Source organism: Radicibacter daui, assembly GCA_030657355.1.
GTDB lineage: Bacteria > Pseudomonadota > Alphaproteobacteria > Radicibacterales > Radicibacteraceae > Radicibacter > Radicibacter daui.
Window position 1 is genome coordinate 4,079,076 of record CP131056.1, and the last position, 23,921, is coordinate 4,102,996.

Annotated in this window: 24 protein-coding genes; 4 read left to right on the forward strand and 20 right to left on the reverse strand. The window is 63.3% G+C overall.

Going from position 1 to position 23,921, the window contains the following annotated elements; all coding sequences use genetic code 11:
- Positions 1-11: 11 nt before the first annotated feature.
- Positions 12-1,055, forward strand: a complete 1,044-nt coding sequence (locus tag QTL98_RS19030) for a DUF4340 domain-containing protein (protein WP_445680038.1) — start codon at positions 12-14, stop codon at positions 1,053-1,055.
- Positions 1,056-1,128: 73 nt separating this feature from the next.
- Here the strand turns inward: QTL98_RS19030 and purU are convergent, their stop codons facing one another.
- From purU to QTL98_RS19050, 4 genes are all read right to left on the reverse strand, one after another.
- The gene (purU, locus tag QTL98_RS19035) at positions 1,129-2,001 is read right to left on the reverse strand and encodes a formyltetrahydrofolate deformylase (protein WP_445680039.1); all 873 of its coding nucleotides are present in this window, start codon (positions 1,999-2,001) and stop codon (positions 1,129-1,131) included.
- Between the two features lie 57 nt (positions 2,002-2,058).
- A complete protein-coding gene (locus QTL98_RS19040) occupies positions 2,059-3,069 on the reverse strand; it encodes a hydroxyacid dehydrogenase (RefSeq protein WP_445680040.1) in 1,011 nt (336 codons plus the stop codon).
- A gap of 31 nt (positions 3,070-3,100) precedes the next feature.
- Entirely contained in the window at positions 3,101-4,831 is a 1,731-nt protein-coding gene (locus QTL98_RS19045; RefSeq protein WP_445680041.1) for a hypothetical protein, read from the reverse strand.
- A 106-nt stretch (positions 4,832-4,937) separates the two neighbouring features.
- On the reverse strand, positions 4,938-5,942 hold the full coding sequence (locus tag QTL98_RS19050; protein ID WP_445680042.1) for a TAXI family TRAP transporter solute-binding subunit: 1,005 nt from the start codon (positions 5,940-5,942) through the stop codon (positions 4,938-4,940).
- A 308-nt stretch (positions 5,943-6,250) separates the two neighbouring features.
- Between QTL98_RS19050 and QTL98_RS19055 the strand changes: the two genes are divergently transcribed.
- Complete coding sequence (locus QTL98_RS19055; RefSeq protein WP_445680043.1) at positions 6,251-7,810, forward strand: PAS domain-containing hybrid sensor histidine kinase/response regulator; 1,560 nt, start codon at positions 6,251-6,253, stop codon at positions 7,808-7,810.
- Positions 7,811-7,826: 16 nt separating this feature from the next.
- Here QTL98_RS19055 and QTL98_RS19060 read toward each other — a convergent pair whose 3' ends face one another.
- From QTL98_RS19060 to QTL98_RS19100, 9 genes are all read right to left on the reverse strand, one after another.
- Positions 7,827-9,155, reverse strand: coding sequence for a sensor histidine kinase (locus QTL98_RS19060; RefSeq protein ID WP_445680044.1), 1,329 nt, complete (start codon positions 9,153-9,155; stop codon positions 7,827-7,829).
- Positions 9,155-9,832 carry a response regulator gene (locus tag QTL98_RS19065; protein ID WP_445680045.1) on the reverse strand — a complete coding sequence of 226 codons (678 nt, stop codon included), beginning with the start codon at positions 9,830-9,832 and terminating at the stop codon, positions 9,155-9,157. Before QTL98_RS19065 ends, QTL98_RS19060 begins: the two co-directional genes overlap by 1 nt.
- Positions 9,829-10,392 carry a cytochrome b/b6 domain-containing protein gene (locus QTL98_RS19070; protein WP_445680046.1) on the reverse strand — a complete coding sequence of 188 codons (564 nt, stop codon included), beginning with the start codon at positions 10,390-10,392 and terminating at the stop codon, positions 9,829-9,831. The genes QTL98_RS19065 and QTL98_RS19070 overlap by 4 nt, the downstream gene beginning before the upstream one ends.
- 7 nt (positions 10,393-10,399) lie before the next feature.
- A complete protein-coding gene (locus QTL98_RS19075; RefSeq protein ID WP_445680047.1) occupies positions 10,400-10,672 on the reverse strand; it encodes a PepSY domain-containing protein in 273 nt (90 codons plus the stop codon).
- A 185-nt stretch (positions 10,673-10,857) separates the two neighbouring features.
- Positions 10,858-11,478 carry a GNAT family N-acetyltransferase gene (locus QTL98_RS19080; protein WP_445682192.1) on the reverse strand — a complete coding sequence of 207 codons (621 nt, stop codon included), beginning with the start codon at positions 11,476-11,478 and terminating at the stop codon, positions 10,858-10,860.
- A gap of 55 nt (positions 11,479-11,533) precedes the next feature.
- Positions 11,534-12,799, reverse strand: coding sequence for a M16 family metallopeptidase (locus QTL98_RS19085; RefSeq protein WP_445680048.1), 1,266 nt, complete (start codon positions 12,797-12,799; stop codon positions 11,534-11,536).
- Positions 12,796-14,205: a threonine synthase gene (gene thrC / locus QTL98_RS19090; protein WP_445680049.1), complete on the reverse strand. Its 1,410-nt coding sequence runs from the start codon at positions 14,203-14,205 to the stop codon at positions 12,796-12,798. The genes QTL98_RS19085 and thrC overlap by 4 nt, the downstream gene beginning before the upstream one ends.
- A 166-nt stretch (positions 14,206-14,371) precedes the next feature.
- Entirely contained in the window at positions 14,372-15,862 is a 1,491-nt protein-coding gene (locus QTL98_RS19095) for a carboxypeptidase M32 (protein ID WP_445680050.1), read from the reverse strand.
- A gap of 80 nt (positions 15,863-15,942) precedes the next feature.
- Complete coding sequence (locus tag QTL98_RS19100) at positions 15,943-16,689, reverse strand: SURF1 family protein (RefSeq protein WP_445680051.1); 747 nt, start codon at positions 16,687-16,689, stop codon at positions 15,943-15,945.
- A gap of 172 nt (positions 16,690-16,861) precedes the next feature.
- On the opposite strand from QTL98_RS19100, the gene QTL98_RS19105 reads away from it, so the two are divergent.
- Positions 16,862-17,326 (forward strand): hypothetical protein, encoded by a 465-nt coding sequence (locus tag QTL98_RS19105; RefSeq protein ID WP_445680052.1) that lies wholly within the window; start codon positions 16,862-16,864, stop codon positions 17,324-17,326.
- 140 nt (positions 17,327-17,466) lie between these two features.
- Positions 17,467-17,928 (forward strand): hypothetical protein, encoded by a 462-nt coding sequence (locus QTL98_RS19110; protein ID WP_445680053.1) that lies wholly within the window; start codon positions 17,467-17,469, stop codon positions 17,926-17,928.
- A gap of 8 nt (positions 17,929-17,936) precedes the next feature.
- Here QTL98_RS19110 and QTL98_RS19115 read toward each other — a convergent pair whose 3' ends face one another.
- From QTL98_RS19115 to coxB, 7 genes are all read right to left on the reverse strand, one after another.
- Complete coding sequence (locus QTL98_RS19115; protein WP_445680054.1) at positions 17,937-18,425, reverse strand: DUF983 domain-containing protein; 489 nt, start codon at positions 18,423-18,425, stop codon at positions 17,937-17,939.
- Entirely contained in the window at positions 18,322-19,155 is an 834-nt protein-coding gene (locus QTL98_RS19120) for a cytochrome c oxidase subunit 3 (protein WP_445680055.1), read from the reverse strand. The genes QTL98_RS19115 and QTL98_RS19120 overlap by 104 nt, the downstream gene beginning before the upstream one ends.
- Before the next feature lie 120 nt (positions 19,156-19,275).
- Positions 19,276-19,950 carry a cytochrome c oxidase assembly protein gene (locus tag QTL98_RS19125; RefSeq protein WP_445680056.1) on the reverse strand — a complete coding sequence of 225 codons (675 nt, stop codon included), beginning with the start codon at positions 19,948-19,950 and terminating at the stop codon, positions 19,276-19,278.
- Positions 19,951-19,952: 2 nt separating this feature from the next.
- Complete coding sequence (locus tag QTL98_RS19130; RefSeq protein ID WP_445680057.1) at positions 19,953-20,087, reverse strand: cytochrome c oxidase system small membrane protein; 135 nt, start codon at positions 20,085-20,087, stop codon at positions 19,953-19,955.
- Positions 20,088-20,093: 6 nt separating this feature from the next.
- Positions 20,094-21,029, reverse strand: a complete 936-nt coding sequence (locus QTL98_RS19135) for a heme o synthase (RefSeq protein WP_445682193.1) — start codon at positions 21,027-21,029, stop codon at positions 20,094-20,096.
- 159 nt (positions 21,030-21,188) lie between these two features.
- Positions 21,189-22,808 carry a cytochrome c oxidase subunit I gene (gene ctaD, locus QTL98_RS19140; RefSeq protein ID WP_445680058.1) on the reverse strand — a complete coding sequence of 540 codons (1,620 nt, stop codon included), beginning with the start codon at positions 22,806-22,808 and terminating at the stop codon, positions 21,189-21,191.
- Between the two features lie 44 nt (positions 22,809-22,852).
- Positions 22,853-23,722 carry a cytochrome c oxidase subunit II gene (gene coxB, locus QTL98_RS19145; RefSeq protein ID WP_445680059.1) on the reverse strand — a complete coding sequence of 290 codons (870 nt, stop codon included), beginning with the start codon at positions 23,720-23,722 and terminating at the stop codon, positions 22,853-22,855.
- Positions 23,723-23,921 lie beyond the last annotated feature (199 nt).

Genomic DNA, 23,921 nt, shown 5'->3' on the forward strand with positions numbered 1-23,921 from the left:
GACAAGAAACCATGCCGAGCAACAAGCAACTTGCCCTTCTCGCCGCTGCCGCCCTGGTCATGACCGGCGGCGCCGTGGCGGTCCATTACACCTCTCTCTCCGTCTCCCGCATTACGCCGGGCGACAAGTTGCTGCCGGACCTGGCCGGAGCTTTGGACAGCGTGGATAAGATCACCGTCAGCCATGACGGCGAAACCGCCACGCTGATCCGCGCCGACAAGGGATGGGTGGAAGCCGAACGCGACAATTACCCGGCCAAGACCGAATTGGTGCACCAGATGCTGGTGGGCATGAGCCAGCTCAGCATCTCCGAAGCGCGCACCTCCAGCCCGGACCTTTATGGCCGCCTCGACGTCGAGGAGCCCGCCAAGGGCAACGAGGCTGCCGGGGTGAAGCTGGAGGCTGGCAGCAAGGTCGTTGCCGATCTCATCGTCGGCAAGGAGCGCCCGGGCGGCCTTGGCGGCACCGGTCAGGCACTTTACGTGCGCCGTGAGGGCGAGCCGCAAAGCTGGCTCGTTACCGGCACCTTCGACATGCAGAAGACGACCAACGGCTGGCTGGACCGCTCCGTGGCCGACATCGACCGCAAGCGGGTGAAAAGCGTGACGCTTTCCGGCACCGACCGGCAGCCACTGACGGTCCAGAAGACGGACAGCGGTGACAGCTTTGTCCTCAAGGACATGCCGGCCGGCCGCAAGGTGGACCAGGACTGGAAGATCGGCAACGTGGCCGGCGCCTTCGAGATCATGGATTTTGACGACGTGCACAAGGCTCCGGCCGATACCGGCGCCAAGCCTTACCAGCAGGCGGTCCTGACGACGACTGACGGCCTGACGCTGACCGCCAGCCTCCTGAAGCAGGAAGACAAGGTCTGGCTTGCCGTGAAGGCCGTCGCGGCGGACAGCGCCGACGACAAGGTCAAGAAGGAAGCAGATGCGATCAACGCCCGCACGGCCGGCTGGGTCTATAAGGTGCCGGGCTACAAGCTGGAGCGTCTGCAAGCGACCGTGGACACGCTGACAGTGCCGGACAAGCCCGCCGCTTCCGGCGGCTGAGGCAAGACTTCAGGCAAAAGAAAAGGCGGCTGGAGCGATCCGGCCGCCTTTTTGTCTCTGCCATCCGCCCGCGTCAGCGGAAGACGATGGTGCGCACGCCATTGACGATGATGCGATGCTCGATATGAGCCTCGACCGCCCGCAGCAGCACCTTGCGCTCGATATCGCGGCCAATGGCGGCCAGTGTCTCCGGCCCCTTGGTGTGGTCCACCGCCTCGACATCCTGGTCGATGATCGGCCCTTCATCGAGATCGGCGGTTACATAATGCGCCGTCGCGCCGATCACCTTAACGCCGCGCTCATAGGCCTGCCGGTAAGGGCCGGCACCCTTGAAGCTGGGCAGGAAGGAATGATGGATGTTGATGCAGCGCCCCTTTAGGCGGTCGCACATCTCGCCAGAGAGCACTTGCATGTAGCGGGCAAGCACGACCAGATCGATACGCTCGCTCTGCACGATCTCCCACAGCTTTGCTTCCTGCTCTGCCTTGGTGGCGGCCGTCACCGGCAGATAGTGGAAGGGGATACCGTAAAACCGGGCCTCTTCCTCATAGGTGCGGTGGTTGGAAACAATGGCAGGAATGTCGATGGGCAGGATGCCCGCCCGGTAGCGGAAGAGAATGTCCGACAGGCAGTGACCGAGGCGCGAGACCATCAGCAGCAGACGCTGGCGCCGGCCGCTGTCATGCAGTTCCCAATGCATGTCGAACCGGCGGCCGATATGGGTAAATTCATCCGACAGAGCCCCGCGGTCCGGGCTTCCCTCCGCCGCCGTAAAGGCAAGGCGCATGAAGAGCTGGCGCGAGAGCGGATCGGAGAATTGCTGTACATCCACGATGTTGCAGCGCCGGGCCGCCAGAAACTCCGACACCGCCGCCACGATACCGGTGCGATCCGGGCAAATGATGGTCAGGATATAGGTGGGCAGGTCGCGGGCGGGCTTGTCCATGGTCTCTCGGGCTCCGGCACTGGGCCGGCTTCGGTTTTAGTATTCGGGAAAACGGGTCTAGCGGCTCATCGCCGGGCGATCAAGCCAGCCCTTGTTGGCAACCATCGCCGGATCGACCGGCTTGCCGCCGGCAAAACCGGTTATGCACTCCGCCGCGCGCACCAGAATGCGCTCCACCGTTTGCGGCGTCTCGCCAGCAATGTGCGGTGTGAGGATGACGTTCTTGAACCCCAGAAGCGGATTATCCGGCTTTACCGGCTCGGCAGAGAGGGTATCGGCAGCAAACCCGCCTGCCTGTCCGTTGCGGATAGCCTCAGCCAGCGCGGCTTCGTCCACCAGCGGGCCCCGCGAGGTGTTGATGACGAGCACGCCAGGCTTCATGAGTTTGAGGCTTTCCGCACCGACAAAATGGCGTGTCTCCGGCGTCAGCGGGCAATGCAGGGAGATGACATCGCTCTGTGCCAGCAGCTCCGCACGGCTCACCGGCTCGACGGCCGCCAGATCAGGCGGCAGGATCAGCGACGGACGTGCCAGCACGATCACCCGCATCCCGAAGGCCAGAGCCATCCGCGCCACGCGCTTGCCGGTATTGCCGAAACCGACGATGCCGAGCGTGCTGCCGCCGAGCTCACGGCCCAGGTAACGCCCGCGATCCCACTGGCCGGCATGCACCCGCTCGCTGAGCCAGACGACATCGCGCCGGAGGGACAGCATCAGTGCCATGGTGTGCTCTGCCACCGCGTCGGCATTGGCATCGCCGCTGGTGGTCACCAGCACGCCATGGTCGGTGGCCGCCTGCAAGTCTACGGCATCGACGCCGACACCCGCCTTGGCGAGGATTTTGAGATGCGGCGAACTCTCGATGACACGGCGGCTGAAGGGCGGGTTGGCACGCATCAGCACGGCCGCCGTGGGAGCCGCAGCCAGTTCGGCAATCAACCGGTCCTCGGTAATGGCGCCCGGCATCACCTCGACGCGCGCCCCGAAACGCTCCAGCTCACCAAGTGCCGCCGGCACCAGCCCCTCGCCGGTTACCAGTACACGCAACGCCCCGTCCGCAACCGTCATCGTTCATCCCTCAGTCAGTCAAATGAAGGGATTAGTCGATGGCTGCGCGGTCGTCCACTGCCCTCTCCGCGTCATCGGAAGGCTCGATATCGGCCATTGCCTGCCAGCCGACATAACTCATCTCCACCGGCTGCGGCAGGCCGTCCATCTTGAGCTGGCCAGCATCGTAGAATTTGAGCGTGCGGGACTGGCGGCCGCGCGCAATGGTCGCGGTGGTCGCGATCTGCCCGGCGCCGGCAAATTTGGCAACTGCCGCCAATAGCCGGTTGGTCACGCCGCTGCCGGGCGGTCCCTTGCCTGCCCCTTCGCTGGCATTGATGATGCCAGCCCCAATCTGGAAAGCCACTTCCGGCTGGTCCTTGGTGTTGGCATCCACCTGCATGGCGATGGAGATTGCCGCTGCGAGAGCCGCGTCCGCTGTCTCGAAGCTCGCCTGCATGCCCAGCGGCACCCGCCGCACCTCAATACCCTGATGCACCTCCAGCGCTGCCCGCAGGATGGCGTCATGAATCTCGACCACGGCAGGACGCACCTGATTGCGGCCGGGTGCGGCAAGATCATGAATACGGGTCATCAGAAGTGTGGGGGCGGCCGTCCCTTCCAGCTTCTTGGGATCGTTCGCCGTCTTGAAAGCGCCGATTGCCTGGGCAAGAAGGCCGGCTGCCCCTTCCTTGGCTGCCAGCATGGCCGAAGCCGCCCGGGCCCCGGCGCTATAGACGCCGATCGCCGGCCCGGCGATGAGATACTCCTGAAAAAGCCGTACGAAGCTGCGCCGTTCTGCCGCTTCGGGGGCAATCACCGACAGCACCTTCTGCAGGAAGGCACGGCTTTGATTGTCCGTCCAGCCGCCGGCATCGGCAAAACGCTCCGCCGCGCCGGCCATGAACAGCATGGCTCCCTGCCGGTCGAGCGCCAGCGTCAGGCGTTTACCGCCCGCGACCGTCTGCTGCGCCTCCCACAGCGATTGGGCAAGGAAGGTGGCAAAGTCCCGGTGGTTCGGCAGTTTTTCGATCACCACCGCATCGACGGCATCCGGTTCATCGAAACGCGGCACTTCCGGCACGGCTTCCTCAGCCGGGGCCTGCTGTTTCTGCTCTTCCGGGTTCTGGGCGGCCAGTTCAGCAAGCGCTTCGGCGGAAGGCTCCGCCGGGGCATCCGCTGCGGCCTCCCCCTCTGGCTTTTCTTCCTCGCGGATAAACAGCTCGCGCACATTCTCGTTGAAGAGCAGCGTCGCCGCCGCCAGCCCGCCGACGAGGAAAAAGCCGGCAATCAGCACCGATACGTCGATAAAGCCGCCGCCCAGCTGAATGTTGAGCCGCGTGAGGCCGGAATAAATCCCGAGAGCCGCCGCCGCTCCGACAAAGACCGCCAGAATCAGTTTGGAGAGCACACGGGAGGCGGATGGTTCGCGCAGTTCCCGGGCGGGTTTGAGGCCCGGGTGCAGTGCACGCTCCCGGCGTGCCTTCACCTGCTCCTCGACATAATCCTCGGACGCCTCGATGGAAATCTTGCCGCCCACCGGGCGGCTGATGGCCATGTTGGGTTTGGGATTGGGGGAGATTGCCTTGTAGACGGTCTGTGCCCGCACCTCGCCGTCGGCGAGGGTTACCTCACGGCTGACCCGTACCTGCCGGTATTCGCCATCGGCCGCCAGCCCGTCGGCCAGCTCAAGCGCGTTCTCGCGCTGGTGCTCCTTGAAACGCGCCTCAAGGTGCCAGCGATTGCCGTCATGTCCATAAACTTCGTAGATGACCAGAGGCATCAGCCGCGCCCCCCCGGCAACGACGCACAACGCGACCTTTTCACACTATGTGCTTGGCGGCGCGGCCACAATCGCATTTCGGAAACCCGCCCTCTTCCTGTTGCGCTCAGCGATTGGGCAGAATGATGTGTTTTTCCGAATAATAACGCCGGGCACCATCATGCAGCGGTGCAGTCAGCCCCTCTGACGCTGCATCCTGCAATGTTATACGCCCGAAAGCGGGATGCAGGGCCGCAAGGTCCTGCAAGTGCTCTCCGATAACCGTCAAAAAGCCGTAGATGAGATCCGGCGACACGCCGGCCCGCGAGACCAGGGTGGTGCGCACGCCAAAAGTCTGCACGCTCTCGCTTTGCTCCGCGTAGGTGCCCGCCGGAATAGTGTCATAGGCATAGTAAGGAAACTGGCTGACCAGCCCCTCCACCGCCACGCCGGTAAGCGGCACCATTGAAATCGGGCAGTCATGCATCAACGCCGAGACGTCGCGTGATGGATGCACCGTCGCTACCACGCCGGCCGCAAGAGCGCCGCTGCACAGCGCCTCCTTCTGGGCGGCATCGTCTACTTCCAGCGCATTTTCGAAGTCGGCGATCCCCCAGCCGAGCGATGCCAGCAACAGCCGCATGAGCAACCGTGCATTGGACTTTGCGGAGCCCAGATTGACGTGCTTTCCACGCAGATCCTCGACCACATGGATCTTGGCATCATCGCGGGCGAAGATGGTGAGGTCGATGGCATAAAGCGACATGACCGAGCGCAGGTTGTTCATCGGCCCGATGCCTTCGAACTCCTTGACCCCGGTATAGGCCTGATACTGCCAGTCAGATTGCGCGAAGCCGATATCGACCTTGCCGGCACGTAACAGTTCGATATTCCCGCCAGAGCCCGTCGAGGGCACCACCACACAGCGCAGGGCCTGCCCGGCGTTGTTGACGATCTCGCACAGCTTGCCGGCAGTGGCGTAATAGGTTGAGCCCACATCGCCGCCAGCAAGAGTGATCGTCTGTTCCGCCTGCGGCGGCGCTGGCTGCTGGGCCTGGGCTGCGGCCGAAAACCCTGCCGCGAGGATCGCCACAGTAACGGACAGGCTGCGCTTTACCCCGGCTAAAGCCATGAAATCCTTTTCCCCAACCGCCTGCCCGACCACCGCCACCCCGACGGCCCCCGACAATCGTGATCTCCAGAATGGGCTGCCCCGCCCCCCGGCGTCAATCGCAGTAGACCGCGCCACACGACATGGGCCTTCCCGCCATCCCAGTGAAACATCAACCCGCCACAACCAATAATGTGGCCACTGACCTTTAGGTCACGATGCAGATGCGTCAAACTTCTGGTAAATTGAATGTTTAGGGACAAGGCCGTCCTTTGCCCCGGGCATCCGGGCAGAACCTCAAAAAGAGTAAACAGCGAGCAGGGGCTGACTTGCCGGGTATCGAGCATAGTGCACACAGCATGCAGGCGCGCCGGCTGTCATCGGCTGAATTGCAGTCACAGGAAGAGCCGGCATCGGCAACGCTCCTCAATGCCATCGCCTGCGGAGCGGCACTTGTTGCACCCGACGGTATGCTGCGACACGCCAATCCCGCCCTGCTCGATATCCTGCACGAACATCTTGCCGACTTGCTGGACCGCGACGCCGCCAGCCTTTTTGTGCTGGATGAAAGCGGCACGCCGCTGACTGCGGCGGCCCTCTCCGCCCGTTGCGGCCATGCCAGTGGCGAAGTACTGGCAAAGCGCAAGGACGACACGCTGGTGCCGCTGCTGCTCGGCGTGCGTCCGGCGCCCGGAACGGACGGCCTGCTGTTGACCTTGCAGGACATGACCCAGCAACGCGCTCTCAGCGATCAGCTGCAGCAGGCGCTGCGCATGGATGCCATCGGCCAGCTTACCGGCGGCATCGCCCACGACTTCAACAATCTGCTGACAGTCATCATCGGTCACCTTGAGCTTCTTGCCGACGAGGTGCCTGAGAGTGATGACCGTCGCGAGCTGCTGGACCCGGCCCGCCATGCCGCCCGGCGCGGGGCTGACCTGACGGGCCGCCTGCTTGCCTTCGCCCGCCGACAGGTTCTCTCCCCCAATGCGACCACTCTCAATGCAGTCATCGAATCGGTGCAGCCGCTGCTGGAGAGAACACTGGGGGAAACCATCCAGATCATCCCGCTGCTGTCTGCGGCGCCCTGGCTGTGCAAGGTCGATGTCGCCCAGCTGGAAAACGCGCTGCTCAACCTCATCATCAATTCGCGTGATGCCATGCCGCAGGGCGGCACCATCCTGATCCAGAGCGACAATGTGCAGTTGGGTCCCACCGATCTGGAGCCGACCGGCCCGCTGACGCCCGGCGACTATGTGCAACTCCTCGTGACCGATACGGGCACCGGCATGTCGGGGCAAACACAACGGCGCGTTTTCGACCCGTTCTTCTCGACCAAACACAAGGGCAAAGGCACCGGGCTCGGCCTCAGCATGGTCTATGGCTTCATCCGCCAGTCCGGCGGCACCATCAGCGCCTACAGTGCGCCCGGCACCGGCACCACCATGCGCATACTGCTGCCCCGCTGCGACAATTGCGCCCCGATCGCTGGCGAAGAAACCGGCCTTCCCGCTCTCGATGCGGCAAGGCTCGGCCGGGTCCTGGTGGTGGAGGATGGCGAAGAGGTCCGCAATCTCGCTTGCCGCCTGCTCGGCGATCTCGGCCTTGAAACACGCGCCGCCGCCAACGCCTGCGAAGCGCTGCAATTGCTGGATCGCGACGAACGGATCGGCGTCATCTTCGCCGACATTCTGTTGCCCGGGGGGATGCTGGGTCCCGATCTGGCCGCCCGTGCAAAGCGCCACCACCCCGGTCTCAAGGTACTTTTCACCTCCGGCCAGGGGCGGGAACATTCAGAGGAAGAAGCCGCTGCGGACAGCGGGCTCAACCTGCTTGCCAAACCCTACACGAAACAGAGCCTCGCCAAGGCGCTGTTCGAGTTGCAATAACCGGACGGATGCTGGCTTATCCCTTGTTACTGAAAGGAAACTCAAGCTGGGCAGAAGTGCCGGCGGACGAGCCCCGCCTCAGTTCGAAACGGCCATGATGCAGCCCGGCAATACGGCGCACGATCTGGAGGCCGATCCCGGCACCTTCCGTTTCCGGAGAAACCCGGCGCTCAGGCTGCGGCGGAGCATCGTCGCTCACGCTGATAATCCCGGTACCGGTCACCCGCACGGTGATGCGCGTTCCCCGAGGGGTGTGGCGCACCGCATTTTCGATCAGGTTACGGACGGCATCGCGCAGCAGTCCGGCAATCCCCGGCAACCGGAAGCTGCCATCACTTTCAAACTCCAGCTCGCAGCCCTGCTCATAAACCCAGGGAGCCATCGCTTCGACAGTCTCCAGCGCCAGTGTCTCGGCATCAAGCTCTACGAAATTGCTGCTGTCCGAGGCTTCGAGACGGGCAAGCGCAGTCAATTGCGCCACGAAGCGCGTTAACTCGTCCAGATCGGCTTCAGCCTTGCGGGCCCGTGGATGGTCGACATGGCCAAGCTCCAGCTTGAGGATCGCCAGTGGCGTGCGAATTTCATGCGCAATGGCTGAGGTGAAAAGCTTCTGCGAACGGATAAGTTCGCCGACGCGGATAAAAGCGCGATTGACCGCGCTTGAAAGCTGCTCGATCTCGCGCGGCATCCCCTCGGTTTCAAGATGGGAGGCGGCGTTCATCGGATCGAGCGCCTCGGCCGCCAACGCGGCCCGGCGTACCGGAGCAAGCGCGGCACGGATGGAAAGCAGCGTTCCACCCAGCACGAACACCAGGCTGAGGGTCATCGGCACGATCATATGGTCGATGACTTCGCGTCCCAGCACGTTCCATATCTTGCCATTGCGGTCGCCAATTACGGCGACCTCTACCAGCACCTTTCGTCCCGCGACCTGCACAGTGCGACCGCCGACCACGCTCAACGGCTTGCCGGGGCGCAGCTGGCGCGACCAGAAATCGGGCGGATTGACGTTAAGCGGCAGGAAATGCTCCTCGCAGTCGAGGTCACACCCGGAAAACAGCACGGCACCATCTTCGGTGCGCACCCGGGCGAAGTAACCCGATCCGCGCCGGACATAACGGTGCAGATCATCATGCGGCAGATGATAGATGAGCTGGCCATCCTGGAGGCTGGTTCCCCGCGCCAGAAGCCCTGTCTCCTGCTCGATCAGCAGCCGGGCGAGTTCCCCATCATCACGGTAGTAGTCAAAAAAGATCACACCCAGCTGCGCCAGCATGGCGAGCAGGGTAAAGAGGATGATGCGCCGGCCAATCAGCCGGGCAAGCGGCACCGCCCGCGCTGCCATCAGCTGCCAGTCTCGCGCAGCAAATACCCGACACCCCGCACGGTCACCAGATCACAGCCGGTATCAAGGCTTTCCAGCTTGCGCCGCAGGCGCGAGACGGCCAGTTCTATGGCGTTGGCCCCCTTTTCTTCACCGAATTCGGAGAAGGCTTCTTCCAGCTTGCGCTTGGCGAGCGCGCGGCCGGCGTTGCGCAGCAAAAGCTCGAGCACCGCCCGCTCCCTTGGGGAAAGAGGGATTTCCTCCTGCCCGCAGCTGGCGCGTGCCGTTGCCGGATCGAAACACAGCCTACCATACTCCAGAATCGGCATGGCACTGCTCGGTGCCCGACGCAGCAATGCCCGGGCCCGTGCCAGAAGTTCCCCATTATTGAAGGGCTTGACCAGATAGTCATCCGCCCCGGCATCGAGCCCGGCGATACGCTCGTCCACGGCCCCCCTGGCGGTAAGCACGAGTACGGGAATCGCCATGCCGCCCGCGCGCAACTCCCGCAGCAGGTCAAGGCCGTCTTCATCCGGCAGGCCGAGATCGAGCAGCAGCAGGTCGTAATCGACTACCGCCAGTGCAGCCCGACCTTCTTCCGCCGTCTCCACCGCATCGACACGCCAGCCCGCCTCGCGAACCGCCTCACCCAGCAGTTCGCGCAGACGGGCACGGTCTTCAATCAGCAATACCCTCATGCACGTTTGCGTCCGGTCACCATCGACCAGATGAGGTTCTCACGATGCAGCCAGCTTTCAAAGAGGCCGGCGGCAGCATGCAGGAAGGCCAGCACCATGATGCCATTGGCAAAGAAGCCGTGCAGGTGGCGGATCAGGCGCACGCCCCAGAACATGTCGAGCGTCTGCATCCATCCCGTCAGCGCGGTGGCCCCGAGCAGGCACATCAGCGTCAGCATCATCAATGAGGCGAGGGGGTTGTGACCGAGCATGCGCGGCTGCTCACCCCGCAGCATGGCCCCGAGATAGGCGGAGAGGCGTGCGGGCGTAGGGAAGAAGTCGGCAAATCGGGCATAGCGGCTGCCGATGAAGCCCCAGACCACGCGCACGGCTAGCGCCCCGGCGACCACATAGCCGGTTACCTGATGGGCCAGATGCCCTTCTTCCAGGATGAAGAGGTTGAGGATGCAGCCGGTCACAACCAGCCAGTGAAACAGCCGAACGACAGGGTCCCATACCTTGACTTCAGCTGCGGCAGCGGGGGCGCCCTGCACCCCCGCCTCGATGACGTCGTCGCTCATCGACAGATCAGTCGTCGATCTCGGACTTCACGATATCGCCGGTGACCGGGTTGAAATAAACCTCGGCCTTCTTGCCTTCGGCGTTCTTGCCGTAGATTTCATAGCAGGACCCGGTGACTTCGAGCTCCTTGAAGGTAAAGCCGAGCGCCTTGATCTTGGAGGTCATGGCCTCCTGGCTCATCCACTTGTCCTTGGGCTCGGCGGTGCATTTCGGGCTTGCATGAGCGGCCAACGGCAGCACGGTGACGGCAGCGAGAACGACGGCAGTTGCGATACGCATGGGCTTTCCTTTGCGGAAACGAGGCTGCTTGAGGGATGACCGGGAGCACTCCGGTCCCCGCCTCTATCGCCTGCCCAGCCTGTCAGTTTGCTGTCCGCCAAAGCAAAAAGCGGATCACGACCCCGGCCTTCAAGGAGCGGGGTGATCGCACGGGGCAGCAAGATGATCAGGAAAGAGAAAAGGCCTCAGCCGGCAGAATGCGGCGGCAATGAGTGGAAACGCTCGACATCCATGCCGAACAGCACATGGTCACGCCACTGGCCATTGATGCGCAGATAGCGCTCGGCAAAGCCTTCCTCGCGAAAGCCGGCCTTTTCCAGCACGCGGCGGCTGGCAAGATTGTCTGGAATGCAGGCGGCTTCCACCCGGTGCAGCCTGAGTTCACCGAAAGAGTGGCGGCACACCATACCTACTGCTTCCGTCATGTAACCGCGACCGGCAAAGCTGGCGCCGGTCCAGTAGCCGATGGTGCCCATCTGGGCGACGCCGCGGCGCACATTCGAGAGGTTGAGCCCGCCGACCATGGCGCCGAAGCCCTGATTGACCCCGCGCAAAAAGATGAGGAAGCCGTACCCCACATCGGTCTGCCAGTCGGCGCTGTAGCGGCGCACCCGGCGGGCAAAGGCCGCCCGCGTCAGCGCATCGGCAGGCCAGACCGGCTCCCACGGCTCCAGATAGTCGCGGGAGGCGGCCCGCAAGCGGGCCCATTCCTGCCAATCGGTCATCACCGGCGCGCGCATGACAAGGCGCGGGCCTTCAATCACGGTAGAGCCGATCTGGCCAAAAGCACTGGGCAGCAAGCGCATCATTCAGGGAGGAACAGCCCGGGAGGTGCTGTCCGCCCTCGACGGGAAGAACCCGTCAGGCGGCCAGCCGATCCCTTATGTTATCATAGCTTTCCAGCCCCGCCAGAGGCCCAACGGCGGAGAGGGTGGGGCGTTTTGCCAGGAGGCGCTGTGCCACCCGCTGCAGCATCGGCCGGTCAACCGCCTCGATATGCGCCACCAGCTCGTCCACCGGCACCACGCGGCCATAGCTCAGCAGCTGGTGGGCGCTCTGCTCGCAGCGCGCCATGGTGGATTCCATACCCATCAGCAGGCCTGCCCGCATCTGGGCGCGTGCACGCTCCATCTCTTCGTCGGTGATGCCGCCGGCTGCCTTCAGCATCTCGTCACACACCACGGGGATGAGTTCGCCCACATCCTCGGGGTTGGTGCCGGCATAGATACCGAACAGCCCGCCATCCTGATAGGAGGCGCTGAAGCTATAGATGGAATAGACTAGGCCGCGCTTTTCCCGCACCTCCTGGAAGAGGCGAGAGGACATGCCACCGCCAAGGGCGGTGGAGAGCAGCGACAGGCCGTAGAAATCCGGGTCGTGATAGCTGAGCCCGTCAAAGCCCAGCACGATGTGGGTCTGCTCGAGATCGCGCTCGTCGCGCAGCTCGCTGCCCTCATAGCGGGCGGTCTCGACCATCGGCTCGGCCTCGGCCTTGCTGCCGGAAAAGGCATTGCGCGCAAGGTCAACCAAGCGGTCATGCTCGATATTGCCGGCAGCCGACAGCACCATGTTGCCGCCGGCATAGTGGCGGTGCAGATAGCCCGCCACTTCGTCGCGGCCAAGCGCGCCGATGCTCTCGTTGGTGCCAAGAACCGGGCGGCCGATGGCCTGATCCGGATAGGCCGCCAGCTGAAAATGGTCGAAGACGATGTCATCGGGCGTGTCCTGCGCCTGGCCGATCTCGGCCAGCACCACGGTACGCTCACGCTCATATTCTTCCGGATCGAACACGGAGTTCTGCAGGATATCCGAGATGACATCCACGCCAAGGCCGACATCCTGCTTCAGCACCTTCACATAGAAGGCGGTGTTCTCGCGGCCGGTATAGGCATTCATCTGCCCGCCGACAGCTTCCACCTCTTCGGCGATCTGCCGGGCGCTACGACGCTCGGTGCCCTTGAAGACCATATGCTCAAGCATGTGGGCCACACCATTGACGGCGGGCACTTCGTTGCGGGCGCCTACGCCAACCCACACGCCGACGGAAACGGTTTCGACATGGGGCATCTCGTCGGTAACGACCTTGAGGCCATTATCGAGGGTCGTGACACGCACGGAAGAACTCATGCAGCAGCTCCAGGCGCGACGACGCTGGAGCGGATGAACTCCTGCACGACGGCCAGATTATTGGGAAGGGTCGTATAGACTTCCTCGCGCTCATAAAGATCGGCGAGGCGCGGCGGCAGGCCCGGACGAACGCCGGTCGCCTTTTCCACCGCATCGGGGAACTTGGCCGGATGCGCGCAGCCAAAGGCCACAGTGACCGTGCTCGGGTCGAGCGTAACGGCGCGGGCGGCGGCAACGCCGACAGCGGTGTGCGGATCGATCAGCCAGCCGGAGCGGCGATAGACCTCGCGCATGGTGGCTAGCGTGGCCGCATCATCACTGCGATGGCTGGCGAAGATCGCCTGCGCCCGGTCCAGCGCGCCGGCCGGCACTTCCATATGCCCGGTCGAGCGGAAGCGGGTCATCGCGTCGGTCAGCTTCTCGCCGTCGCGCTCCAGCAGCGAGAACAGCAGGCGCTCGTGGTTGGAAGAGATCTGGATGTCCATGGAGGGCGACAGCGTCGGCACCACGGTCTCAACATCCATCGCGCCGGTGGAGAAGAAGCGGTGCAGGATGTCGTTGGAATTGCTGCCGCACACCAGCTTCTCGATCGGCACGCCCATCCGGCGGGCCACATAGCCTGCATAGATGTTGCCGAAATTGCCGGTAGGCACCGCGAAATTCAGCGGGCGGTCGGGCGCGCCAAGCGCGAGGCCGGCGTGGAAGTAGTAAACCACCTGGGCCATGATACGGGCCCAGTTGATGGAATTGACGGCGGAAAGATTGATGCTGTCGCGGAAATTGGTATCCGCGAACATGGCCTTAACCATGTCCTGGCAATCGTCGAAGGTGCCTTCAAGCGCAATGTTGTGAACATTGTCGGCCTTGATGGTCGTCATCTGCCGGCGCTGCACCTCGGAGGTACGGCCCTTGGGATGCAGGATGACGATATCCACGCATTCGCGGTTCTTGAAGGCTTCGAGCGCAGCGGAACCGGTGTCGCCGGAGGTGGCGCCAACAATGGTCACGCGCTGGCCGCGCTTCTTCAGCACATAGTCATAGAGGCGGCCAAGCAGCTGCATGGCCACATCCTTGAAAGCAAGGGTGGGGCCGTGGAACAGCTCCATCACGAACAGCTTCTCATCCAGCTGGATGAGCGGCGTGACGGCGGCGTGGTCAAATCCGGAGTAGGTATCCTTGACGATATCGGCGAAGTCGGCTTCGTCGATGCGCCCGCCCATGAAGGGCAGCATGACGCGGGTTGCGAGTTCCCAGTAGGGCATGCCTCGCCAGGAGCGCATTTCTTCGCCGCTGATGCGCGGCCAGCTCTTGGAGATATAAAGGCCGCCGTCCCGTGCCAGACCGGCCAGCATCACATCGTCGAACTCGAGCTCCGGGGCCTTCCCGCGGGTGCTGATATACTTCACGGCGTTTCGCTCCGTCCCTTTATGTGGCGAGCACCATAAGACTGTGACAGCTTTGCTTCAATTGCTCGCTCGGCATGGCTGATGCCGGCTGGGCGCAGTTTTGCGCAGGGCAGCTGCGCTTTTCAGGCAAAGGCCGGCCCGTTCAACGCCGGGCCGGCTGCCCTTTTCAACCGAGATAGCGCTGCGTCAGGTGGCGCTTGAAGATGCCGGCATCAAGCGGCTTGCCCGTTGCCTCGGTCAGCAGCGCGGTGCTGTCCAGAAGGCAGGCCTTTTCATGAATGTTGCTGCGCAGCCAGCGCATCAGCGGACCAAAATCGCCACGGGCGAGGCCGGGCTTGAGGTCGCTGTCGGCTTTGGAGGCGGCATCGAACAGCTGCGCCGCGGTCATCGCGCCCAGCGTGTAGGTCGGGAAGTAGCCAAACGCGCCGTCGTACCAGTGGATGTCCTGCAGCACGCCCAGCGTATCGCCCGGCGGCACCACACCCAGAAGCTCCTTCATGCCGTCATTCCAGGCCCCCGGCAGATCATCCAGCGTCAGATCGCCGGCAATGAGCGCCTTTTCGAGGCGGAAGCGCAGGATGACGTGGGCAGGATAGGTCACTTCATCCGCTTCCACGCGAATGAAGCCGCGCGAGACGCGGGTATAGAGCCGGCGGATATTCTGTGCTTCCCAGGCCGGCCCGTTGCCGCCAAAGGCCTCGCGGAAGAGCGGAGCGGCATAGGATAGAAACTCGGCGCTGCGGCCGGCCTGCATCTCGACGATCAGGCTCTGGCTTTCATGGATGGCCATGGAGCGCGCCTCACCCACCGGCAAGCCGCGCCAGTCCCTGGGCAGGCCCAGTTCGTACATGGCGTGCCCGGTCTCATGCATCACCCCCATGATGGCGGAGGCAAAATCATCCTCGCGGTAGCGCGTGGTGATGCGCACATCGTCGGGCGTGCCACCACAGAAGGGGTGAGCGCTGACATCAAGCCGGCCATGGTTGAAATCGAAACCGATGGCCTGCATCAGCCGGCGGCCGAGAGCCTCCTGCCTTGCAATCGGGAAATTTCCCTCCAGCGGCAGGATCGGCCCGGCGGAAGCCTGCTTATCCAGCACCTCGCCAATAAAACCGGGCAGGAAGGTCGCCAGATCGTCAAACAGCGCGTCGATGGTCGCGCTTTTCATGCCCGGCTCGTACTGGTCAAGCAGGCCATCATAGAGGCTGGTGCCCAGTGCCTCCGCCTTGGCAACCGCCGTCTCCCGCACCAGTTCCAGCAAGGTTGCCAGATGCGGCTTCACCACCGCGAAATCACCGGCCGGCCGCGCCTGACGCCAGGCCATTTCACAGGCGGAGGTGGCGTGGGCCAGCTTCTCGACCAGTGAGCCCGGCACCGCATTGGCATGCACCCAGACGCGGCGCATCTCGCGCAGGTTGGAGGCGCGCCAGCGGTCGTTCACCGGCTCGGCCTCGGCCGTGGAGAGCAGTCCATCCATATCCGGCGCCGTCACCATCTCATGCGCGATGACGGACAGAGCCGCCACCTGGCCCGCCCGTGCCTCGGCGCCGCCAGCCGGCATCACCGCCGAGCGGTCCCAGCCCAGTACGGCCAGCGCCCCGTTGATGTTGCTGATGCGCTTGAAGCGCCCTTCCAGTTCAGCCAGCGCTGCAGCCATGTCCTGCCTGTCTCCTGCCTGCCCGGTTCTTGCCCCGGGACCGATAAATTGCCGTGCCTCCAGGGTGCTGGCCGGGGCGCCTACTCCTGCGCCTTGTCGGCCGGCTCCTCTTCGGGCCGCCAGTGATAGAGGAAATAAATCACGGCCAGCGTCAGCGCAAAAGCGAACCAGGTCATTGCATATTGCAGGTGCGGGTTGTTGATGTTGGTCGCCGTCGAGATCGGCCGTGGATAGGGCCCTGCCGGCTCAGCCGGATCCGGGCGTTGCTCCAGCAACAACGGCACGAAACGCGTTGCCCCCACCGCACCCGCCATTTCGGCAAGATCGGCGTGAAACCACACATTCTTGGCCACGTCATTCTCCGGCTGCATCCAGCCCTTGGCACCCGGAACGCGGGCCACGGCAACCAACTGTGTCTCGCCGTCAACAAGCCCGTCCTTGCGCGTGGCAGGGTCGCGCATTTCATAGGGTACCCAGCCCCGATTCACAAAGGCTGTGCGCCCGTCGTCGAGCGTCAGCGGCGTGATCACATTGTAGCCCGACGCCCCCTGATAGGAGCGGCCGGTCAGATAAAGCTCATGCGCGTTGTCGAAACGCCCGCTGACCGCGACGGGCTGAAAATCCCACGGCTCGACCGGCGGCACAATCTCCGTCGGCAGCGCCATCGGCTGCGAGTGCATGCGTGCGTCGATGGTCGCCAGCAGCCCCAGCTTCCATTGCAGCCGATAACATTGCCAGAGGCCGAGGGCGATCAGCAGACACAGCACGGGAACCGTGAAGAAAGTAGCCCAGAAGGTCGGGCGGAAACGTTTGATTGCTTTGGACATCCTCAACTCCCCACGGGGCGCCCTCTCGCGGGACGTTGCAACTGGATAACCTTATCGGTCGCTCCGCGTCCACCATGACAGGTGTTGCAATATTTAATTGCTTATATTGATAAAATATCAATTTAAGGTTAGAAAATTTTCAGGGGGGACACATGCAAGCGAGAGCTTTCTCATGCGTCCATTCATCTCCCGCCGGCGGGCAATCGCCCTCCTCGCTGCGGTCAGCGCCTTCGCACTGCCGTCACTGGCTTCCGCCCTTGAGCTTTACCGCGACGTCGGGCGCATCCAGCCGCCTCCGGCCGGGCAACACGCAACCTACGCCAATCTGGCTCCCGAGCAGTTCAACTACAATAACGAGCTGTCCCTGATGACGGCGGGCAACAATCCCCCACACCCCAAATTCTGCAAATTCCGCCTGACCGTAACGCTGGCCAATCCGGGCGACGACCACGGCCCGGTTACCGGACTGGGGAATGGCAACAACTACATTGCCACACGCGATCCCCACAATCCCGCCCACTGGCTGGTTGCCCGCCCCGCCGGTGTCACGACCGCCGCTGCAGGTCAGGCCACCTCCCAGTACGCACTCGCCAATCGGGGCCGCGTGGCCAACGGCACCGCCAACAACTGCAACTGACGGATCGGGCCGGCGGCCGATCAACTGCCGCCGGCTCTCTGCGCCCGTGAGGCGAGGCACCAAACAAAGGCTCCAGCCTTATGACCCTGCGCTTTCACATAGCCGCAACATCCCCGGAGGCTGTCGGCAATCAGCTCAGATTGCCGAGAACCGACATATTCCTGCGGCAATCCATTTCCCCGCTCGCTGCTGCCTTTCTGCGCGCGGCCCGCCTGCCCACAGAACCTTCGCTGCTGGCCGGTATGCAGATGGACCGGGGCCAGGCCATTGCCGCCACGATCTGCCTCAGCGCCTGGGAAACCGAAGCTGCGCTCAGCTTTCCCTACCCGGCCAATCTCTGGGCACTGGCGCAGGAAACCGGGGCCGGAGGCCGTCCCTTGCTGCTGGGTGACCGGCTGGAAACACTGGCCAGATGGGAAGCAACCTTGACGGAGGATGAACTCCCGGCCGATCTGGGATGGCTCTCTCCCGGCCTGCAGCGCCGCCTCTCGCGCGATCTGGCCGCCTCGCATCTGCCGGCGGACTATTGGAGCGCAGTCGCCCTGTGGCTCGGCGCCACCGCCGGCCGGCGCCTCTATCTGCTTACGGCCTTCGAGTACTGACCGGCGCCTCAGCCGAAATCGGCCGGGCGGTTGCGGTACTGGATAGCGATGACGAGGGATTTGGACGGGCGCAGCAACAGCGCGATAAGCCCGCCGACAAGCAGCGGCCAGACGACGACATGCACCCAGATCGGCGGCGACCAGGTAAATTCCACGATCAGCGCCGCCGGGACGACGAGAAAACCGAGAATGAAGATCAGGAAAACAGCCGGCCCGTCGCCGCTGTCGTTGCGGGCAATCTCCAGCCCGCAATGAGAACAGGCAGCAACCGGCTTCAGATATCCTTCAAACAGCGCCCCGATGCCGCAACGCGGGCAGCGGCAGGCAAGGGATCTGACGATCCAGTGCCGGGAAAGGGCCGCCAGCCCGGCGTCGGGGCGCTTTTCGTCCAGCTTATTCCGCGGAAACGCCCGCGCCCCACAGATAGACGGCGAAGAAGAGGAACAGCCACACCACGTCCACGAAGTGCCAGTACCAGGCTGCCGCCTCGAGGCCAAAATGGCTCTTGGGGGTGAAATGCCCGGCGCGGGTGCGGAAGTAGCAGACGGCCAGGAAGATGGTGCCGATGATCACATGGGCGCCGTGGAAGCCGGTAGCGATGTAGAAGGTCGACGGATAGATGCCGTCATGCAGGCTGAAATGCGGGTGCGCATACTCAAACACCTGCACGCAGGTGAAGCTGATGCCCAGCAGCACCGTGATGGCCAGCGCCTTCACAGCATCGGCCTGCTTGTTCTCGAGAATGGCGTGGTGCGCCCAAGTGACGGTTGTGCCGGAGAGCAGCAGGATAAGCGTCATCAAAAGCGGCAGGTCCCACGGATCGACCGTATGGATGCCCTTGGGCGGCCACTGGAAACCGGTGGCGGCGGCGGGATAGAGACCGCTGGAAAAATAGGCCCAGAAGAACGCGACGAAGAACATCACCTCGGAGGCGATGAAGAGCGACATACCGTAGCGCAGGCCAATCTTGACCACCGGCGTATGCGCCTTCTCGATTACGGCTTCCTTGATGACATCGCGCCACCACACATACATGCAGGCAAGCACGCACAGGCCGCCGATCGGGCTGATCCACCAGCCGCCACCATGCATGCCGATGACGGTGCCAATCGCCAGCAGGCCGGCGGAAAAGGCGGACAGTAGCGGCCAGGGGCTCGGATTTACCAGGTGGTACGGATGGCCATGGGCGGAATGTCCGGCAGGTGCCGTGGCGTCGTGATCGCTCATGTTCCTCGTTTCCCTTTCCCCTGCTCACGTGGCGGACGTCACTTCAGCGTCCCCATCGTCATTCAGTCGCGATTGTTATTTTTGGACTTTATTTGATCGCGCAATCTTATGACAAGCAACTCATCCGCCTTTTCCGCCCTCTTTGGCGGCCTCGGCCGGATCATGCGTCTTGTCATAAGCCGCCTGCTTCTCAAGCTCTTGATAATACTTTGCGATAGCCCCGTCCAGACGGTCGGATTTGGCCTGATAGAAAGTATAGGAGAGCGTGACCGTCTTGATGTCCTTGAGATACGGATCGTCATTCATGGCCGGGTCTATGTAGAAATAGACCGGCATGTCGACCTTCTGGCCCGGGGCCAGCAACTGCTCGTCAAAGCAGAAGCACTGTACCTTGTGGAAATAGCGCCCGATCTGAAGCGGCGTGACGTTATAGACCGCCATGCCAACCGTCGGCCGGCCCGACATGTTCTTGGCGGTGAAGGACGTAAGCGCCCCCTGCCCAATCTTGACCGTCAGCTGAGGCTGGTCGGGGTGAAAGACCCAGGGCAGATCGCTGTTCACATCGGCGTTGAACTGCACCTTCATCTCGCGGTCGAGCACCGTCTTGGGCAGCTCCCCGCCGCGCTTTGTGGTGCCGCCATAACCGGTGACGGAGCAGAAAAGACCGTAAAGCGGTACGGAAGCGAAGGTCAGCCCCACCATGCCCAGCACCAGCACAGCCAGCCCGATGGCCATACGGCCATTGCTGCGGCCTTTGCCGCCGGTGGCTTTGCGGGCGGGCGGGCGGGCTGCCATCGTCAGTGGCCTCCGCCCATACGCACAATGGAGATGGCGTAGACCAGCGCGGCAAACCCGATCAAAAGCAGCAGCACGGTGCGGTTACGTCCGCGCCTTTCCTTGTGCATCTGGGTGTCGGAGGGGCGTTTGCTCATGTCCGCTCATAACCCTCGTGCGGTTGCGTCAACGATCAGCGCAGCGAAGATCGCGAACAGATAAAGGATGGAATAACCAAACATCTGGCGCGCGGCCTTGTGGTTCGTCGATGCCCCGTCCTCACGCATCACGCGAACGGCGGAGAGGATGAAGAGCGCGCCCAGCACAGCGGCAAACGCCAGATAGACCACGCCCGCGGTGCCCAGCCAGGTCGGCAGCAGCGCCACCGGCGCCAGCACCAGCGTATAGGCCAGCATCTGCCACTTGGTATGGCGCTCACCGGCAACCACCGGCAGCATCGGCACGCCGGCGCGGCGGTAATCTTCGTTACTGAAGAGCGCCAGCGCCCAGAAATGCGGTGGCGTCCAAAGGAAGATGATGAGGAAGAGCGTCAGCGAGGCCCAGCTCACATCGCCCGTCACCGCGGCCCAGCCGATCATGGGCGGAAAGGCGCCGGCCGCGCCGCCGATCACAATGTTCTGCGGCGTGTAGCGCTTGAGCCCGACGGTGTAGATGATGACGTAGAAGAAGGAGGCAAAAGCAAGGATGCCGGCCGCCACCCAGTTGATGGCGAGGCCCATCAGGCCGACGGAGCAGGCCGTGAGGAAAAGCCCCATCGCCAGCGCATCGTCGGGCGCCACGCGGCCAGCCGGCAGCGGGCGATCCTTCGTGCGCTTCATCAGCGAGTCGAGATCGCGCTCGTACCACATGTTGATGGCGCCGGCGGCACCGGAAGCCAGCGCGATACACAGGATGGCGGTGAAGCCCAGAAGCGGGTGAATATGGCCCGGAGCCGCCATCAACCCGGCAAAGCCGGAGAACACCACAAGGCTCATCACGCGCGGTTTCAGAAGCTCGAAATAGTCGCGCGTGGTGCCCTCTCCCCCGCGCGCGGCGGGTGAGGAAGCAGTCGCTTCAGGGCTGGTGGTGGCGTTGATCATCGTCTTGGTCATCTAGGGGCCCTAGGGTTCTCACGAGGCAAACTGCCCTGCACTTGCCTGCAAGCAGCGCTCAGTGCAAGGCCGCAAACTGCCCCTGGCTTCACAATCGCCAGAGGCAGCCGCGCGTGAGACGAAGAGCGGCCGGAGCCTTGCGGCGCCTTAGTGGCCCGCCGTTTCCGGCAGCTCGGGCAGTTCGTCGAACTGGTGGAACGGCGGCGGGCTGCTGACCGTCCACTCCAGCGTATTGGCGCTGTCGTTCCAGTAATTCGCGCCAACCTTCTTGCCGAAGAACAGGGTGTAGAACGCACCGAACACGAAGAAGATGGCGCCGGCAAAAGCGATGTAGGCGCCGATGGAGGAAACGTTGTTCCAGCCGGCAAAGGCGTCCGGATAGTCCGGAATACGGCGCGGCATGCCCTGCAGGCCAAGGAAGTGCTGCGGGAAGAAGGTGAGGTTCACGCCCACGAAGGTGAGCCAGAAATGCACCTGCCCGATCCACTCCGGATACTGCCGGCCCGACATCTTGCCGATCCAGTAGTACCAGCCGCAGAAGATGCCGAAGAGCGCGCCCAGCGACAGCACATAGTGGAAATGCGCGACAACATAATAGGTGTCGTGCAGCACGACATCGAGGCCACCATTGGAGAGCACGACGCCGGTCACGCCACCGACGGTGAAGAGGAAGATAAAGCCGATCGCCCACAGGAGCGGCGTCTTGAACTCCAGCGACCCGCCCCACATCGTGGCGATCCAGGAGAAGATCTTGATGCCCGTTGGCACGGCAATGATCATCGTTGCCGCGGTGAAGTAGGCGCGCGTGTCGATGTCGAGGCCGACGGTGAACATGTGGTGCGCCCACACCACGAAGCCGACAAAGCCGATGCCCGCCATCGCGTAGGCCATGCCGAGATACCCGAAGATCGGCTTGCGCGAGAAGGTGGAGACCACGTGGCTGACGATGCCGAAGGCCGGCAGGATCATGATGTAGACTTCGGGGTGGCCGAAGAACCAGAACAGATGCTGGAACAGCAGCGGATCGCCGCCACCGGCCGGATCGAAGAAGCTGGTGCCGAAGTTCCGGTCCATCAGCAGCATGGTGATCGCACCGCCCAGCACCGGCACCGCCAGCAGAAGCAGGAAGGCGGTAATCAGCATGGACCACACAAAGAGCGGCATCTTGTGGAAGGTCATGCCGGGCGTGCGCATGTTGAAGATCGTGGTGATGAAATTGACCGCGCCGAGGATCGAGGACGCGCCGGCAAGGTGCAGCGCGAAGATCGCCATATCGACCGAGGGGCCGGGCTGGCCCGTCGCGGTTGAAAGCGGCGGATAGATCGTCCAGCCGGTGCCGGCGCCGTCGCCCACGAAGGCGGAGCCCAGCAGCAGCAGGAAGGCCGGCACGATCAGCCAGAACGAGATGTTGTTGAGACGCGGAAAGGCCATGTCCGGCGCCCCGATCATCAGCGGCACGAACCAGTTACCGAATCCGCCGATCAGCGCCGGCATGACGACGAAGAACACCATGATCAGACCGTGGGCGGTGATGATCACGTTCCACATCTGGCCGTTGGTGATGAATTGCAGGCCAGGATGCTGCAGTTCGGCGCGCATGATTACGGAGAACAGGCCGCCGATGAGGCCCGCGATCACCGCGAAAATCAGATAGAGCGTGCCGATATCCTTGTGGTTCGTCGACAGGAACCAGCGGGTGAAAAAGCCGGGCTTGTGGTCGTGGTGCCCGTCATCATGGTCATGGGCGTGCGCGGAATGGCTGGCCATCTGGACCGATCCTTCTTTCAAATCTGCGGCGTCAGCAGCGCTGGTTACGGCGCAAGCTGGGCAACGGCGCCGATACCGGGCGCCTCAGACGGGGCGGCGGAGGCGAACTTGGTCTTCGCCTGCTCCAGCCACTTGGCGTAGTCCTCCCTGGAGACGGCGCGCACGGCAATCGGCATGAAGCCGTGATTGATGCCGCAAATCTCCGAGCACTGGCCGTAGAAGGTCTCGCCGATATATTTGGCGGGCACATAGGTCCAGGCTTCATTGAGGCGCCCCGGCACCGCATCCATCTTGATGCCGAGCGACGGGATGGCCCAGGAATGGATGACGTCCGCGCCGGTGATGACGAAGCGTACCTTCGTATCGGCCGGAATGATCACCTCGTTATCCACCGACAGGAGCCTGATCTGGCCCTTGGCCGGATCGATCTCGTTGTCGGGGATGAGATAGCTGTCGAAGCCGAAATCTGCATCACCGCCACCGGCGGCGGCATCGGCATATTCATAGCTCCAGTACCACTGATGCCCGGTGACCTTGATGGTCATGTCGGCATCGGGCTGCTTGTCCTGCAGGTAGAGCAGCTTCAGCGACGGGATGGCGATCACCACCAGGATGAGCACGGGAATGCCGGTCCAGCAGATTTCCAGCAGCGTGTTGTGGGTAACTTTCGACGGCACCGGATTGCGACCGGCCCGGAAACGCACCATCACATAGGCCAACAGCCCCATGACCAGCAGCACAATTGCGGAGATGATCCACAACAGCTCGGTATGGAAATGCTCCATCTCGACCTTGATCGGGGAGCGCGCGGCCTGGAGCCCGATGCCCCACTCGTGCGGCTGTTCCGCCAGCGCCACGGCAGACGCCATGAGCGTTCCCAACCCGGCAAGGCTCGCGGTGATGAACCTCTTCATCGGCAACTCGTCCTCCCCAATCGCAACATCAGCATGCGCTGCAGGCCTTGTATCGGCCCTCTTTTTTTCTCTATTTGCCCATAATTACACGACAATGCCCGGCCGCGACAACAAGTGCCCGCGCTCATTTTCATGTATCGGCTCCAAGGGGTGCCACTTCCGGTGGTCGGCGGCGGTTCAACCCCTCGGCTGGACTAAG